We start from the raw sequence: 17,065 nt of genomic DNA, 5'->3' as shown, positions 1-17,065 counted from the left end.
AAGCCGCCGGACCTGCGCGACCGGGCCTGTGCGCGACTCCCGTCTTGGTGTGCAACATGCATACCAGGACGGGAGTCGACGAGGTATTCTGATTGCATGCCACAGATCGCAGTCCGGCTGGACGAAGCCGAGGTAGCCGCGCTCGACACGATGGTGTCGTCAGGGCGCTATCACTCACGCGCCGAGGCCGTCCGCGCGGCCCTCCATACGCAACGCCGCGTGGAGGAAGACCGCATGATCGCCGAGGCGTACGCGCGCGGGTACTGTCAGCAGCCACGAACGTCCGACGAGCGAGCCCTCTCCTTCACCGCCGCGAACCTGGTACCGACCATCCTCGGCGAGGACGGCGGCTACGATCTCGCCGACCTGGGCCTGACAACCGACCTGGGCCTGGCAGAGACGCTCTGATCCCTCGGCCGCCCTTGGGACATAATCACCCGGAATCTCCGTACGCGCTACACCATTATGCTCAATGCGATGATCCGGAACGGACCAGGTGAAGCCACCCCTGCGCCGCGGCGCCCTCTGGGTCGCCCGACTGCCGCCACCCACCGGTGTGCGACCGGTCGTCATCATCACTCGTGACGCCGCACTGCCGTACCTGACGAACGTCACCGTCGTCCCCGTGACCCGCACGATCCGCGGCATCCCGAGCGAGGTCCCGGTCGGCCCCGACGAGGGCCTCAAGGTCGACAGCGTCGCCAGCTGCGACAACATCACGACGATCCCGTCCGACCTACTTGTCACCGAGATCGGGATGCTCGGGCCGGCCCTGCTGCGGCGGCTCTCGGCGGCGGTCAGGCTCGCGGTCGACGTCTGAGCTTGGAATTCAGAGTGCCCGGCAATAGGGGACGCGGCGTCGCGGGGCTGGGGCACGCACCTCGCCTCATCGCTACCCGTCCATCGCTCCCCGTCCATCGCTGGGCGATGCACGGGTACCCCGGCTCCGTCGGTCGACACCCAACACCTCCGGTGCTTCCCTCCTCGCACCTCGTGATCTACGTACCCCAACCCCGCTCCTTGATCCACACCCCTGTTGCCAGGCGCTCTCAACGATGTGAATCTGATGTTGCTGGAGGAGCATCACATTCACATCGTTGAGAGTCGGCCGGGTCGTTGACCGGAACAGATCTGCTCCACGCCCGGCAATAGGGTGCGCGGCGTTGGCTCGCCGGGCGGATCGCAGCCTGCCGCGGCGTGGAACCCAGCCCAGGCAGGGCGGGCAGGCCCGTGATGCTGGGTGGCCGACCGCTAAGCCCGATCCAGCGACACACTGGTCAGCTGGAGTCCGGCGGCTGGAGTCCGGCATCTCCGGACGGACCGCACAGATCGGCTCCGGGACCTGGCAGATCGGCTTCGCCAATCCGGCAGGAACCCCGGATCCGACAGGAACCCTGATTTCCGGTGGTGCGACTTTGGCGCCAACCCCACGGGGTCGCCGAGCGTCAGAGCTAGAGAGAGGTTCCCGGCTCTGGACGGAGGGTCGGGAGCCTCTCCCCGCGGCCCTCGGGCCCTCGGACGCCCGAGAAGATCCATAATCGCATGAGTCGACTCCCTCCATCCGGGGTGTCCGGCATTGCGCGCCGAAAGTTTCCCAACGCGGTTTGTGGCCAGAAAAGCCCCGCACGCATCGGGATGCGTGCCTCGACCACCGTCCCCATCCGATCATCAACCCCGATCGGTCATCAACGGATGAGATCACCCAGAGGAGCTGCCGGCTCGGATCACCAGATTGGATCACCGAATGCGGTCCGCCTTCGGGACGGTCCCGAATGATCGGGCTAAGAACGCCCGGCAATAGGGGCGTGGATCAAGGAGCAGGGCTGGAGTACGTAGATCGCGAGACGGAGGAGGGAGTCACCCTGATGTTGGGTGCCGACCGACGACAACGAAGGGAGGTGCGTGCCCCAACCCTGCGACGCTGCGTCCCCAATTGCCGGGCGCTCTAAATGGTCATCCGAGGATGATTCCCGGCGTGCCGGGCCGGCCCGTGAGCGCAGCTGCGATGGCAACCGGAACCGCGACTACTGCCGTCGCAGCCACTGCACGCCGTCGCAGCCACCGCACGCCGTCGCGGTCGCCGCAGCCACCGCCCGAGCTGCATCGGGCCAGCGGGCCAGCGAGCCAGCGAGCCAGCGAGCCAGCGAGCCAGCGAGGTTGAACAACCACAACCATCGACCTTTTGAATCTCAACACCCGGTCGACCGTTGGGTTTCTTGCGTAGTTTGGGATATAACAACACCACCGTGGCAATCTTGCGCTACTTGTTCCGCCCGCGGGCCTGACGTACGCTGCACCTGCGGCGGTCGTCGGCGTGGTTTTGTTGTTTATCATGAAATACCTCGGGCACCTACCGGTGATCACAACAAGGCCAACGACTATGGCCGCGGTGCCGACGACTATTTCCTGACTGGCCATTTTGAGGAGGCCGGGCGTGAGAGAACCCAGCAGTCTGCTCGGGCGGTCACGAACGAGTCGAGAGCTCGGGGCCCGCCGTTCCCGCCGTGGCACGGCAGCCACCGCCGTCGGCAGCGGTTTCGTTCACAACGGAACCACACTGACCGCCGACACCCCGCCGTGGACGCTGGCGCGCCTGTGGGCGCCCGACGGGCTCGGTGCCGCGCTGGAAGAGGTGACCAGCCGGGTCCAGCGGCCCGCCGTCCTGACCTTCACCAGCGCGACGCTCGGCGCGGTCGTCCACTCCTGGCTCGTCGCGGCTCCCGCCCGGCCCGTCGCGGTACTCAACGGCAGGCACGTCAACGACGCCCTGGTCGCCGGATTCGCCGACCGCGTCGACGCCCTGCGGCGGATGGACGACGTTCTGGGCGGGGAGGATGTGCACGGGCTCGCGGTGTCCGAGCTGCGGGTGATCGTCCGGCTGCTGCGCACCGGTGCATACAGCCAGGACCAGCGCGCGCGGCTCTACGCCGTCGCCGCGGAACTCGCCCGGCTGGCGGGCTGGGCCGCGTTCGACAGCGGCCGTCACCAGATCGCCCAACAGTTCTGGCTGGTGGCGCTGCGCACCGCCCACGAGGCCGGCGACCGGGCCATCGGCGCCAACATCCTGCGTTGCATGGCGGAGCAGGCGGTGCGCTACGGCGACCCGGCCGACGCGGTCACCATGCTGCGCGCGGCCCGCGCGGGCGCCGGGGACGCCCTCACGGCGACCGAGAAGGCGGTGCTCGCCGGCTCGCTGGCCATCGCCCATGCTCAGGTCGGCGACAGCCGAGCCGTGCGGGCCGAGATCGCCGAGGCGTTCACCCAGATCGATCAGGCCGAACCCGGCGATGATCCGGACTACGTGTACTGGTGTTCTCGTCCGACCATCGAGTACTACGCCGGCAAGGCCCTGTTGTGCATTGGCGACGCCGCCGCCGCCATCGGGCACCTGAGGCGGTCCGTCGACGAGCTCGACGCCTGCGAGTACCCACGGGAGCTGATTCATCACCGGGTCTGGCTCGGTGTGGCCCAGGTCGACGCCGGCGAGGTGGAGCGCGCAGTCGACCTCGGCTACCAGGCAATCGACCTTGCCGGTTGCGTCGCGTCGGAGAATGCGAGGGTCGATGTCCTGACCCTCTGCGGCGCGATCGAGATCGCCGGGCATCCCGGTGCCGCCGCCCTCGCCGAACACGCCCGCACCGCCCTGCGCTCCGGCGACCGGGCACCGGTCGGGGTCTGACCGGGCACCGAGGCCACCCACGGACCACCGGCGACCTCCGCCCCCGCGGGTCCACCTCGGCAGCAATGGCGCGGCAGCCTGACACATATCCGACGCATCTCGGATACTGCCTGTCAGCGCTGGTCAAGCCCTGTTGGTCACTTGTGTCGATGTCGCGACACATCCGTCGGCCGATCTGCATTGATGCCATTGAGTGGGTACGGGGGACGTCAGCGCGGACGTCCGCTAGCGTGATCGGAATACCCACACGTGGGGGACGGAGGCCATGGACAGTTCGGTGGTACCCATCACATTGATCGTGGTGCTGCTGATCGGCGCGATTCTCTTCGTCGTCGTCTCCAGCCGCGCCTCGGGATTCGGCCCAGGGCCGACGCATCCGCCACGTCCATCGACACCCACCGGGAACACACGGTCGGGACAACGCCGGCGGCGACGGTCGGGGATCATCGGGACGATCCTCGCGCCGCTGCGGCGTGCCCCCGCGCGCCCGGCCGGTGGTGCCACCCGCGCCTCGGGATCAGCCGCACCGAGGGGACAGGATGGTTCCGTGAGCTCCGCCGGCTCCAGCAGGTCTGCCCGCCCCGGCAACCCCGGCAATCCCGGCAACGTGGACCCACCGGCCTTTTCCAGGACCGCGGCGATCCCCACCGCGCCCATACCGCCGCCGGCCGGCGAACCGCCGACGACCGCTTTCGCGACGGTACCCGGCGGCAAGCAGCCCGACGTCTGGTCGACACCGTCCACGCACGGCGCCGGGCATCGGGATCTCGGAGCGGCGACAACGTCGACCAACGCGGCAACGTCGACCAACGCGGCAACGTCGGTCAACCCGGCGGTGCCCGCCGCCGGACAGACCCGGGAAAGAAACGCGACGGGGTGGACGCCCCCACCGGTCAGCCCGCCCCCATCCGCGACATCAGGCCGTGACCGGCCTCGCGAGGGCGATTTCGGTGGCAGCGACCCGTACGCTGGCACGGTGGCACACGGCGCGCCCGCCAGCCGGGATGGCTTCGGGTTCGACGAGGCGGCGGCTACCCGCAGGAGCGGCACCTACCCGGACAACCGCGGCACCGGCGGTGTCGGCGGTCACGGGGGTAGTGGTGACCCGTGGGACGACCCCGCCGCAACGAAGGCGTCGGATCAGACGATTCCCCCGGTACCCGCGATGGTTGCGCCGGTCCCGACCGTGCCGCTGGTCGCGGACGAACCGGACGTCTCCACCTCGCCGGCGCTGCGGTTGGCCGCCGCCGGGCGGACCCGCCGGGGCAAGCGTGGCGGTCCCAATGAGGATGCCTTCGTCGTCCTCGACGGCCTGCTCGCGGTGGCCGACGGAGTCGGTGGCGAAGCGGCCGGCCAGATCGCGTCCACCCTGGCGGTGACGACCGTGGCGAGCTTCCGCCCGCAGTACGCCGCCGACCCCCGCGACGGCCTGCGGGGTGCCCTCGACCGGGCCAACCGGACCGTCCGGGAGAAGCCGTTGCAGGAGCCGTCCTGGCACGGGATGGCCTGCACGCTGGACGTGGTCGTCCTCGGCCGGCAGCACGACACCGGCGAAACCCTCTTCGTGGCGCACGTCGGGGACAGCACCGTCTGGCTACAGCCCGGGCGCGGCCGGCCCCGCCAGCTCACCACCCCGCACGCCATCAAGAACGGGCCGCTGTTGAACGCGATCGGGCTCAACGAAGAGGTCGAGCTGGATCTGCTGGAGGAGCCGGTGCGGGCCGGGGATCGGGTCGTCCTCGCCAGCGACGGCATCACCAAGGTCATGAAGCCCGAGCAACTGGACGGCCTGTTGATGGAGCTCGGCACCATGAGCCCCGAACAGGCCGCGGACGCGCTCGTGGACGCCGCCATGATGGCCGGTGCCCGCGACGACACCACCATCGTCGTCGGCGACCTGGTCACCGACGCCACCCCCCGCTAGGAGCCCAGCCACACGCACAGCAACCCGGCTATCCCGCGTTCCCCAACGGCCGCCGTCATATGAACACATCACCAAGCCATTACCAGAGGCGACACGGCCGTGGGGGAACGAGCGGCGGTTTCTCAGCCGGCACTGCCGAGAAGCGTCTTGGCGGCGTCGTGGGCGGCCTGCTTGGCCGGGGTCGCGTTCGTCGCGGACCTGCCCTTGATGTACACGGCGACCGCAACCGTCGGGTTCTGGGCCGGCGCGAAACCGACCGCCCATCCGGTAGAGCTGGAGTTGTCGGCAGACCAACTGTTCATCAGCGCGGCATTGCCGTTACCCGCAGTCATCTCGTCCCGTATGTACTGCGCGATATCAGCGGTAAGCGGTATGCCCTCGATCGGGCAGCTGCCTACTGAAACGGGTTGGACGAAGTGAGGGCAGAGAGCGGGCCGGGCAACCACCCTCGCAGCGAACGCGGACATCGCCACCGCCAGCTGGAAGGGTGTGGCCTGAATCGGAGCGTCCGTAGCCACCGCCGGGTCACCCCCGCAGCTCTCTCCCGGTAGTGCCGACGACGCCGCGATTCGCACGCCGTTCACCTGATAACCTATTCCGTTGAACCCGAGACCACAGGCGATTGCCTGTGCCCGTGGCAGAAAACCCGCACCGAGCTGTTCCTGTAACGCCTTGAAGCTTCCTGTGCAGGAATTTTGGACTACCGCTGGAAAATCCTTGCAGCCCGACGCCCCGGCCTCGTCTGGGTGAAGTCCGACGAGTCCGTTCTTGTCCATGGCGGCGGCGCTGAGGAGCACCGCGAGTTCGCCGGGATTCGCGGTCAGGCCGGTGGCGAGATTCGCGTTGCCAGCGGCCTGGCCGCGGGTGGCGACCGCCCGCACTCCGCCGTCCCTCGGGTCGATGACCACAACCGCACCGTCGGGCTTGAAACTGTCACGCCCGAAATCATCGATCCTGGCAGCATCCAGGACATCGTCCGCTTTTTTCTGCCACTCCTTGGAGATGGTCAGCCTGATCTCCCCCGGCGGTGACTGCGCTTGGGCCGCATCCACTGCGGCGTCGGCGAAGACCGCCGGAACATCCGACGCTTGCCACGCCCCATCATTGAAGACAACCTTCTTGAAGCTGCTGCCATCGAACCCTCTTACCGGAATACCGGCTCCTCCGCCACTCCGGCCCACCGTCAAAAATATAATAAACACGATGACAACAAGTATAATAACAGCAATAACGATGACATGGAGCGGATTCGAAAAATCCACCCTCCGGCGTCGACCAGAAGGCGTCACATCGGTTGCGGAAACCCCGGCGCCTTGTTTTCGATTGTTGTGGGCGTCCTCTCCATGGTTGCTGTTCCATGTCCGCCTCGCGGCCGATCCGGGTTCCCTGTCAGAAACGTTTTGCGGCTGACTGGGCGGCGGCCGGTCAGGGTATTTCATCCCGGGCGTGGTCGGCCCCGCCACGACAAGGGCGCTTCCAGGCTCCTCCGATCGGGGCGACCCAACGGCAGGCAGATATTCCGTTGGGCGGTCCGTAACCGCAGCACGCCCGCGCTCGAACGCCTGGTCCGCTTTTCCGCGCAGCTTCTCGAGTTTCTGCGAGATCTCCGGATCGATCGGCTCGCCAGCCAGGCTGCGAATCCCCGCGATCAGGCGGTCGATGACAACCCGGTCATGCAGACCCACGACCGTGACATCAGAAATTACCCTTTGAACAATTTCCCGACCGTATTGGACCCGCCTGCCACACTCGGTTCGAAGCGCATCCTCAAACGCACGATTCTCAAGCGCACGACTCTGCTGATCGAAAACATTTCTGATACGATGTTGCCCGACCTGGCCAAGGAGAATGTCGCACGCTTCCAGATCCCCCGCGACATCGCCGGATATCTGCAGTGGGCTGTCGCGGACACAGTGAAAAGATATCCAGCGCAAGGTCTCGACATGCTGCTCGGTCAGCCCACCACCGACCCGGATCAGCTCGACAAGAAAGCCGATTACATCGGAAGAGCTTGGTTCTTTCTGGCTAATCTGCCCCAATGTCTCCAGAATTCGGCGCTCACACAGCCAACGCACCTCTTCGCGCGCTTGCGCGGCCGCGGCGCGTTTCGAGTCCCCATCCCGGCGCGTCAGATAATCGTGACGGTCGTCAATCACTGCGCTCAGCTCTGGCGCCTCAGCGGGCGGCCGCGAGTAGCTTGAATCAGTGGCAACCGCAGCGGCATTCACCGCTCCGAGCAGCTCGCGGATGACATCGGACCGTCCGTTGAATATCGTGACAAACGTTCTGTCAACCACCTGCAGAACACGTTTCGACAGTTGTGCATCGACGCCGTCGGGACGGCGAGGAAGCTCGAATCGCGAGAGAACGAAATCCTGATCAGGAGCGGATTTTAGCTGGCTGACCGCCCGCAGTCCGACTACATTCCTCTCCGTCAACCAGACCATATCGCGGATCATGTCAACAAGAATGTTGACGACCGCGATCACGGTATCCGCCTGCCGGGCCCGGTGGATGCCCTTTCTGTACACGCCAATCACATGATCCCTGATGAGTAGCGGAGGCGGAGGCGGGGCGGCCGGAAGCGGGGGCGGGACCGGGACCGGGACCGGGACGGGACGCGGGACGGAAGGCCCTTCGGGCGAGCCGAGCCATTGCCGCAGTTCGGAATTTTCGATCAGCCGCTCACACCACCCGCGGGAATTCACCGGGTTGAACGCTTCCTGGACGATCTCGTCGAACCTATGGCGATCGGCTCGGCGGGAAACCCTCACAAGAAGCCGGGCTGCGTCGGTGTACACCGGATCCGGATCCGGATGCGGAGGCCGGTCGTCGAGGATGGTCAGACCCCCACCCTGCCAGGTGAACTTCTGAGTCGCGAACACCACCCGTGGCGCCGTATCTGCGGGTATGTTGTCTTTCTGCGAAGCCGAAAAGGAAAAACGCCTGACGAGGGTACCGCAGCGATCGTTGTCCAGTGCCGCCAGCACATTCTTCAGCAGCTGGACCGCCTTACCCGGCCCGACTCCCGGTACAAGTAGGTGATGGGCACGTTGAGCACTGTCAGACTTTTCCAGGAAATCGACGACGATCCGTTGTAGGAGGCTTTCGTAGTCGTCGTCGCCAGCCGCCGGAACAACATAGGGGGTTTTCAGCGGCACCCGCTGCTGGGCACCTGCGGTCACGTACCAATGCTGATTAGGCTTGGTCGCCGGGTCGAAAGACGTGCCCGCGGCCCAGCTCCAGTCGGCCAGTGCCAGGGCCACAGCAGCCGTGAGCTCGTCCGGCGAACCGATCAGCAGGAAACTGACGGTACCCTTTCGTGCCACGCTACTGCCGGCGGTACGGTAACAAAGTATTGCCCGGTCTCTGCCGTTCAGATCCTGAGCGATCAGATAGCAGACGCTCGGCCCCCACCTGATGTCGGTACCCCTCGGTTCCCACCAGTGGCGGTAGGATTTGTGCCACCACTCGCGTTCGGGCGGTGGCAGGTTGGATTCCGCCGGAGTAAAACCGGAAAGACCGCCACCACGCCTCGGCGGGTCGTACCGGTAGACCAGATAGTCGACAGCAATGGAGTCTGGCATGTCCGGATCGGATACATTCGATCCGGACATCACCGGGCTCCGCCCTGTCCCGGCCGCTCAAAATCGCCACCGACGGCACGGGCCTCGTCACCCAGCATCCCACTCATGGCCAGGATCGCCGCCAGCGGATCGAGCACCCGCTTGGGTCGGACTCCCCGGGAGTATCTCTTGACGCCGACAGCGGGTGCGTTCACGTCCCCATTCTGGGGCGACAGCGGCTCGACGGCCTCCGAACCGGTCGCTGAGACGAAATGCAGTGTCGCCCTGGAGAATACCGAATAAGGTCGCAGCCACGCCTGTGCGTGGTTCTGGTGGAGGAAGGCGAAGGCGTCGGCGCTCTCCTCCCAGATCGTGGCCAGGTCGGGCTGCCGGGCCGACCGGTATGAGCTCAGGCCGTCCCTGCGCAGCCAGGACGAGACCGGCTGTTCGAACCGCCAGCGATCACATTTGGTGATTGCGATGGCGACCGGCTTTTCCCGCGCGCCCTCCTGGTCACGGAAGCGATGCAGAACAGTGGCGAACGCCCGGTCGCGCCGCAGCGGCCGGTTCCCTTCGGTTGAGCCGTCGGCCGGATCCTTGATCGCGACATACGGATCGACTACAAAAATCAGCGCATCCATTGCCAGGATGAACTGCGTGTAGGGGCTTTTCTCCGCAAGAATCTCCCCCGAGATGTCGAAGAACGTCACCGCACGGGTCACGCCCAGGTCGGGGTTGGAGAGCAGAAACGCGTCCTTGAACTCAGCGCCACTCGCCGACTCGCCGATCCCGTCGCTCTGAATCGCCTCCCCATCGTTGAACAACGGGTCGACGAACTCGCTGAGATAGTTCTCGTGGACGCCCGCGTCCACCGGGTCCACCCCCAGACCCAGCGCCTCCAGCCGGCCGTACTCGATCTCACCGACCATCGAGGCGAGCAGGTGGGACTTGCCGCTCTCCGCAAAACCGACAAAGCCGATGACCAGCGGGCGGCCGTACTTCGCGTAGGCCGCCGGGAGATAATGATCGATCTTGGAACCGTCGTTGGCTGTGAGCTCACCGTCATTATCCGGGCAGCGTTTCCACGCGTCGAGCTCGCGATCCCGGCGCTTGATGGCCGACGTGGTCGCCGGGATCTCCAGTGGACGGTACCGCTCCGCGGCCACCGGGGTGTCGACCCGCTCATACAGCTGGCGCACGTCATCCCAGACGAACTCATTCAGGCAGATCGGGCAGCGAACCGTACGTCTGGGGGAGCGGAACCCGCCGTCATCGGTGGTCATGAGTGGTCACCAGAATAAGGGTCGAAGGTCTGGGCGGTCCGGCTCTTACTCCTGGACAGTTCGGCGAACCGCCGGCGTCCTTCCAGAAAACGGGGATCGGCCGTGACCGGTTCAGGGTAGGCGCCGACGGGCACGAAGTCCCGCTCAGCATGCAGGTCCTGCATGAACAGTTCGATCTGTGGTCGCTGCGGCGGGGTCGGCGCGAAGACGCCATCCAGGGTCCGGTCCAGACCGCCACCGACGGCGCGCAGGTCGGGCGGCCCCGTCATCCCAGGCGGGAGCGGTCCCCCCACCACATGGACGATCACCAGGCCAGCGCTCCAGAGGTCCGCGGCCGGATCCGCGGGGACACCGCCGTGGCGCGCCTCGGGCGCGGCCCAGCGCGGTGACGGGGCCGGGCCAGCCGGCTCACCGATTAGCCGGGCATGCTGGAAGTCGGTGATCTGCACCCGCGGGTCGTTCCAGCGGACCGTCCCCGGGGTGAGGCTGCGGTGCACCACCTTGGCGGCTTCCAGGATGCTCAGCGCCCGGAACAGGCTGACCTGGAAGCTTTCGTACTTCGCCGCCGACATCTTCCTGCTGGACAAGCCGGCGGGCGCGCCTCGTTCGGCGAGCAGGATGAACGGCTCCTGCGCGTCCGCGTCATAGCCGACCAGCCTCGACAGCTCCGCCGGGTAACGGGTCTCGCCGATCATTCGCAGCAGATGGAGGCCAATCTGGATCTCGTTGTCGATGAGGTCGCAGTTGTCCGCGGTTACCTGATCTTTCGGCAGTATCTTCTGGACGAAATCCAGATTGGAATCCGGGTTGGTCAGCCGGCGCCGGCGGTACGGCGCGGATCGGGACGGCGGGCGGGCGGCGCCCGGGCTGCGTCCGCCTGGCTCCTCCCATTCCCCGACCCGGATCCGAAGCTGTTCGCGCTCGCCGTAGGTTGTGATGTAGCTGAGCTCGGTCAGCGCGTCCGAGCGGCCCTGCGGCGGCTCGTTGTACGGGCCACCGGTGGTGCCGGCCTCGCCCGGTGACGAACCGTTGGTGCCGCGGCCGTCAGCACCGGCCGACTCGGCCCGGCCGGGCCGGCGCCCGCCGGGCGAGGCACTCGCGCCGGGTGCGGCGGGCGAGGCCTCCGGCGGGCCGTCCGAAGCCTCCGATGCCCTCCAGTCGGGATGCGTCACAGCCGACCCTCCACTGGCGTCTCGACCACACCGGAACGCAACCGGACCAAGCGCAGCACGCCGGCGACCTGGCCGCCGGCTGTCCAGACCAGATCGGCACCGAGATGTGGAATCTCAGGGCCGCCACCGGCCCCCGGGCGGGTGGGGCCGCGGGCGAACAGCGCCTTGGCCGCCCGCGGCGCGAAACGGATCAGATCCGCGCGGTCCGGAGAGACGTCGAGATAGCTCAGCTCCTCCGGCCCGCACAGTTGCTGGATGCCCGCGTCCAGCTTGGTGGCCCGCAACACCTCGGCGACCCGATGCGATTCGGTCCACACCGCGTCGACGAGCACTGCGCGTCGCTCCCCCGACCGGGCGAACGGCGGAGCCTCATGCACACCCCGACGGGCCAGATGTTCGGAGTAAACCTCCAGCAGCTGCTCGGAGTCGGTGGACACGTAGTTCGCCAGTGCGTCCGGCGCACCCCGTTCAAGATCCTTCCAGCAGCGGCGGAGTACGGTCTGGATCAGATCAATCAGATCCTCCTGGACAACTCTGGCGATCTCCCCTCGCTGGTCGCGCAGCAGGGTGGCGACCTCGACGTCGATGCCGGGCACCCCGCCCGGCTGGTCACCGATGGGATGATCGCGCAGCAGCATCGCGTGGTCGGTCAACTTCGTCTGCATGTCGAGCAGCGCGCCGGTCAGTGCGTTGGTGATGTCGTGTGCCTCCCGCCGGCTGTCGGCGAGCGCCCATTCGTACAGCGCCACCCGGCAGACCAACCTGCGGAGCTCCTCGACCACCACAGCGGCCGTGCCGAGCTGTGGCTGCCAGCGTTTCACCGCGGACACCCAGGCCCACAGCGGCCACAGCAACAGCCCGACCAACCCGAGTGCCGCAAGCCCCGTCCGGACCGACGCGGGCAGGTTCAACGTGGCGGACCACTGCAGATACCACCCCCCACCGGCCGCGGCCAGGGCGACCAGCACCAGTGCGACGAGGTCCAGCGCACCGGCTTCGTCCGGGCTGACCTGGCGGGCGTTCATCAACAACCAGGCACCCAGGACGGCCACGACAACGATCGTCAACGCCGGAACGACGCTGACGACGGCTCCGGCGACGCCGTCGAGCGGCGACCACAGCGCCGCCAGAAAGCAGAACAGGGCCACCGGAACGAGAACCCGCGGCGAGGCCAGGCTCAACCGCAGCGGGCCCGGGTTGTCGAGGCCGTCGAGAACGCCGTCCGGACAGATCCGGTCCAGGTCGTCGATGTGTTCCCGGCTTCCGCGCGGGTACAGCCGGTGTGCGATCCCGGACAGCCACTGGGACGCCTCAACGACCGAACGACCCGTCTCCAGAGCGTTGTCGGTGAGAACCCGCAGGCTGTTGACCACGGCCCCGGGCAGGATGTCGGTGGATCCCCGGGTCACCACGCCCAGTTCATCCAGCCGGTTACGCCGCGCCTGGTCGAGCCCACGGCTGCCGTCAATCTCGAAGAACTCGATCCGCAGGTTATGCCGCAGTTCGGCGAGCCCTGCCGCCGCCTGTCGCATCGCGGACCAGACAACTATCCCGGGTTGGTGACCGCTGAACAGCACCGGCCAGCCACGCATGCCCTTCACCGCGGCGTCAGCATCCGCGATCCGGCCGGCGCACTCCCGCAACAACGAACTGATCAGGCCGTCAGGCCGCAGCATGGCGTCGGCGCGCCGGTCGACCATCCCGAGCAGCAACGGCAACGGTCCGGTGAGGAGTTCCGGGGGTGGCTCACTCTCCTCGCCAGGCTCCGGGTGCGGGGCGAGTAGCCGGTCGAGCGCCCGTAACTGGGCGTCGGAGAGCACGCCGTCCTCAACCCGGCCGACCACCGCACGCAGACCGGGCGCGGCGGTCGCATCCGCCATGGAACCGACCCTGTCGGCGACCGCGTCGAACACCTCGTGCTGGCACAGCGCGTCCCGTAACGCTGCGAGCGCCGGCGCGTCGTCGGCATCATCCAGAAGTGCGGGCAGGGACTGCGGCTGCGTCTGCCCCATTCCCCAGCCGACCCCCCGGGCATCGCTCACCCACAGCGTGGCCACCGGAGCCCGGAGGACGAAGGGCTTGACCAACGCAAGCCGGGCCGGATCGGAGCGCGAACCGGCCCGCGGTCCAGAACCACCGGCCTGGGAAGCACCGGCAGGCGCAGTGGCAGTACCAGCGCTTCCCCGCCCCGGACGGCTCCCATAGCGGCCCCGGTCCGTGCCGGTAGGGGCGGAAGCCGTGTCGGCCGTGTCGGCCGTGGGGGCCGCCTTGCCGCTCGAACCGTCCGACCACGCCCAGCCGGCGGCCGGCTCGCCCCGGCCCGGACGGGCTGCGTGGCGCTCGTACCGCCCAGCGTGCGCAGCGGTGTCGCGACGGCCGGAGCTGGCCCCGCCACCGCCGAACCCACGACCGCCGAACTCGTCGTCGAAGTCGCCGTAGCCGGGATCGGGATCGGGATCGGGATCGGGATCATCGCCATGATCGGGATAGCCACGACCGTCCTGGGAGGCAGGATCGCCGCCGCCGGCCGAGCCGCCGCGCTCGGCGTTGGGCGGGCCGACAACCAGGCAGACGACCTGATTCACCGATCGGGCAGTGATGATCCGTTCAAGACCCGGTGCATGTTCGACGAGCAGACGAGAATCGTCGATCAGCAGCACCCGACCGGGATCGCTCTCCGCCACACCCAGATCCCGCACGAATGCCCGCTGAATGTCGGAGAACCGCTCGACCATCATGATCTCCGCATAACGGGTACGGAGATCAATTTCGATGACCGTCGGCGCGGCTCTACTCAGGGTCGACTCGGTCACGACCAGCTCTCATCGTCCGCTGGGTAATCGTCAATCGGATAGTTGTCAGCCTGATAATCATCTGTCCGATAAGCATCCGACCGGTGGTCGACGACGCGATAGTCACCGGCCCCGCGGTCCTCCCCTGGGTTTCCGGCTCCACCGCGTGCGGACGCGTCGCCGCCATCCTTGTGGAGATCGATCGCCCGCCGACCGTCATGGTTGTTGTCGGGCTGATAATCGTTCCGGCTCCGGCCATTCCCGGATTCCCGGTCGGGTGCCGGGTCAGGATGACCACGCCCGCGGCGGCCACCGGCGCCCGCGCCGGCGCCATCGGGAGGGGTGTCCCAGCCCCCCTTCACCTGATCGGCGTCGTCCTGCCACCGCTGGTCGTCCCGAGAATCCTCTTCCGGTCCGGGCTCGGTGCGGCGATACTCTGGCCGGCCGGGCTCGGTGCGGCCGTGCTCCGGCTGGCCGGGCTCTGCGCGGCCGGGCACCGGGCCGGCACCGCGCGGCCGGCGTACAACCAGCTCGTACAGCTCGGCGAGGTTGGTACGGGCACGCAGCGAGACGTTCTCGAACTGCATTTCCATTGCCGCGTCGAAGGTCCTCGTCCAGAAGTCGTAGAGCTGACCCGCCCAGACCCGACTGCCCGATGGCAGGGTTCGGCGCATGTCGTCGAGCAGAGCGGCCTGCTCCCCGGCGAGCGTGAGCATCCGCAGGAACAGTTCGCTCGGCTGCTTCGTCCGACCGGACAGGCCCTCGGGCAGGGTCCGCATGAGCTGCTCGCAGAAGTCACGCCTGATCTGCTCGTCGTCGGCGAGAGTCCAGTCCTCGTACGCGCGCAGCAGGCTTCCCCACGACGACGCGGGCTCGAACGGCGCCGGCGACAGGGTCATCGACACCATGTGCTCGTCGTCGTCGGCGAGCTGAACGCGCACCTGCGCTGGCGAGTCGTGCTCACCACCCCGGGTACGGACGTTGCCGTTCCACATCGCGCACAGCAGATGATGCAGGATGCGGACCCGGTGCTCCTCGGTCGTGGCCAGCCAGCCGTAGTCGTAACCGACCCGCTGGCGCCATTTCAGGAAATCGTGCGGCTGCTCGTCGACCAGGGCGTCGGACCAGTGGTGCAGGATCTCCCGCAATTCGGGGACCTCGGTGATGCTCATGGACGTCCGGAACAGCACCACCGCGATCGACTCGGCGTGGATCGGCCGGAACTCGACCACCATGTCGGGTTCCCGGGGAAGACGGATCTGTTCGCGCAGGAACCGTTCGATCGTCGGGTCGGCGCCGCCCGCCGGGTAGGAGATGAGCACCTTCAGCGCACCCGATCCCTGTGGGGTGAAGTTTGCCGGCACCAGACCGTGGATCTTCGCCTGGAACTGGCGGACTTCATCACTGACAGCGATCAGAGCCTCGCGTCGTGCCGCACCGGCGAGCAGGCTCGCCATCGTCGGCAGCAGCGCGTCCGCACCGGCGTCGCTCTCCTGCGTGAACAGCCGCTTGACCTCCTGCTTGAGACGCTCCCGGACGATCGCCACCGCCGCGGTCGGGCTGCGGTCGATCGCCGCGGCCCAGGCCGGCCGCCAGCCCTCGGCACCGAGCAGTGCCGTGACCACGTCCGCCTCGGTCGCGGTGTTGCGGCCGTGGTCGCGGCGGACGAACCGCTCGAGCACCGTCCGGTAGAAGGTCTCCATGTCGACCGGGGGCAGCAGATAGGTCACCCCGACCCGGTTGCGGTACAGCTCGGCACTGCGCTTGGCGAACATCCCCGGCTCGTTCTGGGCATGATCGTCGAATGCGGCCGTGACCGCGCCGAACTGCTGGCGGACCCGTTCGAAAGTGCGGCCCCAGCGGGTTGCCTGACCGGCCCACGCCGCGCTCCACGCCGACTGTGCCCGCCAGGTGAACCAGGCGTCCTGGGCCGCCAGCGTCTGCTGCACGTAGGGATCGCCCCAGCGCACTTTGCTCAGGCCCAGCCGGCGGTCGCGGACGTCGGCCGGCTGCGGCGGGTTGAAGGAGATTCCGGGTGGGGCGAACGGTTCCCGTCGGTAGTCGTCCAGCCGCCGGGCCACCCCGCCCCGCTGCTCGTCGTAGTCAAGCCGGTTGTCGCCGAGCAGGACCCGGCGGGTCCGGAACAGATCGAACCGTCCGAGCAGGATGTCAACGGCCTTTGTCGGGTCGAATGCGGCGACCATGTCGGGCACGTCGGCCCGCAGCCGATCCTCGAGCGCGGCGACGCTGTCCTCCATCGTGCGGGCCCGGCTGCGGAGCGCCCCGGTGATCTCCAGCGCCCCGTGCGCGGCCGAAACCTCGGTGAACGGCAGCGGTCGGCTGGACAGCAGCGGCTCGAGGTTGGCCGCCGCCATGAACTCCCCGATCGCCGGCTCGTTGTCCTCGCCGCTACCGGGTGCGATCTCGCCGAGCAGGTCGACCGCGCGCGCCAGCAGCCGGGAGGCGACGATGTCGGCCAGATCGTCCACGGGTACGTCCATCGACGCCACCAGACTGGTCGACACGCCCCGTAAGCCGATGCCGGACGGCGCGGGGACCTCCCGCTCCACGCCCCGGTTGATGAAGTCGTCCGCGAACGACTGGTAGAGCCGGTCACCCGCGCCGGCACCGGCGGCGTCGACCTTGCCC

Annotated in this window: 9 protein-coding genes; 4 read left to right on the top strand and 5 right to left on the bottom strand. The window is 67.8% G+C overall.

Annotated features, from left to right (window positions below; translation table 11 throughout):
* Positions 1-96: 96 nt before the first annotated feature.
* From U9977_RS16420 to U9977_RS16405, 4 genes are all read left to right on the top strand, one after another.
* Positions 97-408, top strand: coding sequence for a ribbon-helix-helix domain-containing protein (locus U9977_RS16420; RefSeq protein WP_322750143.1), 312 nt, complete (start codon positions 97-99; stop codon positions 406-408).
* Between the two features lie 88 nt (positions 409-496).
* The gene (locus U9977_RS16415) at positions 497-820 is read left to right on the top strand and encodes a type II toxin-antitoxin system PemK/MazF family toxin (RefSeq protein ID WP_322750142.1); all 324 of its coding nucleotides are present in this window, start codon (positions 497-499) and stop codon (positions 818-820) included.
* A gap of 1,614 nt (positions 821-2,434) precedes the next feature.
* Entirely contained in the window at positions 2,435-3,679 is a 1,245-nt protein-coding gene (locus U9977_RS16410; protein WP_322750141.1) for an XRE family transcriptional regulator, read from the top strand.
* A gap of 265 nt (positions 3,680-3,944) precedes the next feature.
* Complete coding sequence (locus U9977_RS16405; protein WP_322750140.1) at positions 3,945-5,603, top strand: PP2C family protein-serine/threonine phosphatase; 1,659 nt, start codon at positions 3,945-3,947, stop codon at positions 5,601-5,603.
* A gap of 122 nt (positions 5,604-5,725) precedes the next feature.
* Here U9977_RS16405 and U9977_RS16400 read toward each other — a convergent pair whose 3' ends face one another.
* The 5 genes from U9977_RS16400 to U9977_RS16380 all read right to left on the bottom strand — a co-directional run.
* Positions 5,726-9,220 carry a hypothetical protein gene (locus U9977_RS16400; protein WP_322750139.1) on the bottom strand — a complete coding sequence of 1,165 codons (3,495 nt, stop codon included), beginning with the start codon at positions 9,218-9,220 and terminating at the stop codon, positions 5,726-5,728.
* The gene (locus U9977_RS16395) at positions 9,220-10,452 is read right to left on the bottom strand and encodes a hypothetical protein (RefSeq protein ID WP_322750138.1); all 1,233 of its coding nucleotides are present in this window, start codon (positions 10,450-10,452) and stop codon (positions 9,220-9,222) included. Before U9977_RS16395 ends, U9977_RS16400 begins: the two co-directional genes overlap by 1 nt.
* Positions 10,449-11,624, bottom strand: a complete 1,176-nt coding sequence (locus U9977_RS16390; RefSeq protein ID WP_322750137.1) for a protein kinase domain-containing protein — start codon at positions 11,622-11,624, stop codon at positions 10,449-10,451. Before U9977_RS16390 ends, U9977_RS16395 begins: the two co-directional genes overlap by 4 nt.
* The gene (locus U9977_RS16385; RefSeq protein ID WP_322750136.1) at positions 11,621-14,437 is read right to left on the bottom strand and encodes a hypothetical protein; all 2,817 of its coding nucleotides are present in this window, start codon (positions 14,435-14,437) and stop codon (positions 11,621-11,623) included. Before U9977_RS16385 ends, U9977_RS16390 begins: the two co-directional genes overlap by 4 nt.
* Positions 14,434-17,065 (bottom strand): hypothetical protein (locus tag U9977_RS16380; RefSeq protein WP_322750135.1); only part of this gene is annotated, 2,632 nt, incomplete at its 5' end. The genes U9977_RS16380 and U9977_RS16385, both read right to left, overlap by 4 nt.

Origin of the sequence: Protofrankia sp. Cas8 (assembly GCF_963555845.1) — a bacterium.
GTDB lineage: Bacteria > Actinomycetota > Actinomycetes > Frankiales > Frankiaceae > Protofrankia.
This window is presented reverse-complemented; position numbering and strand designations above follow the sequence as displayed.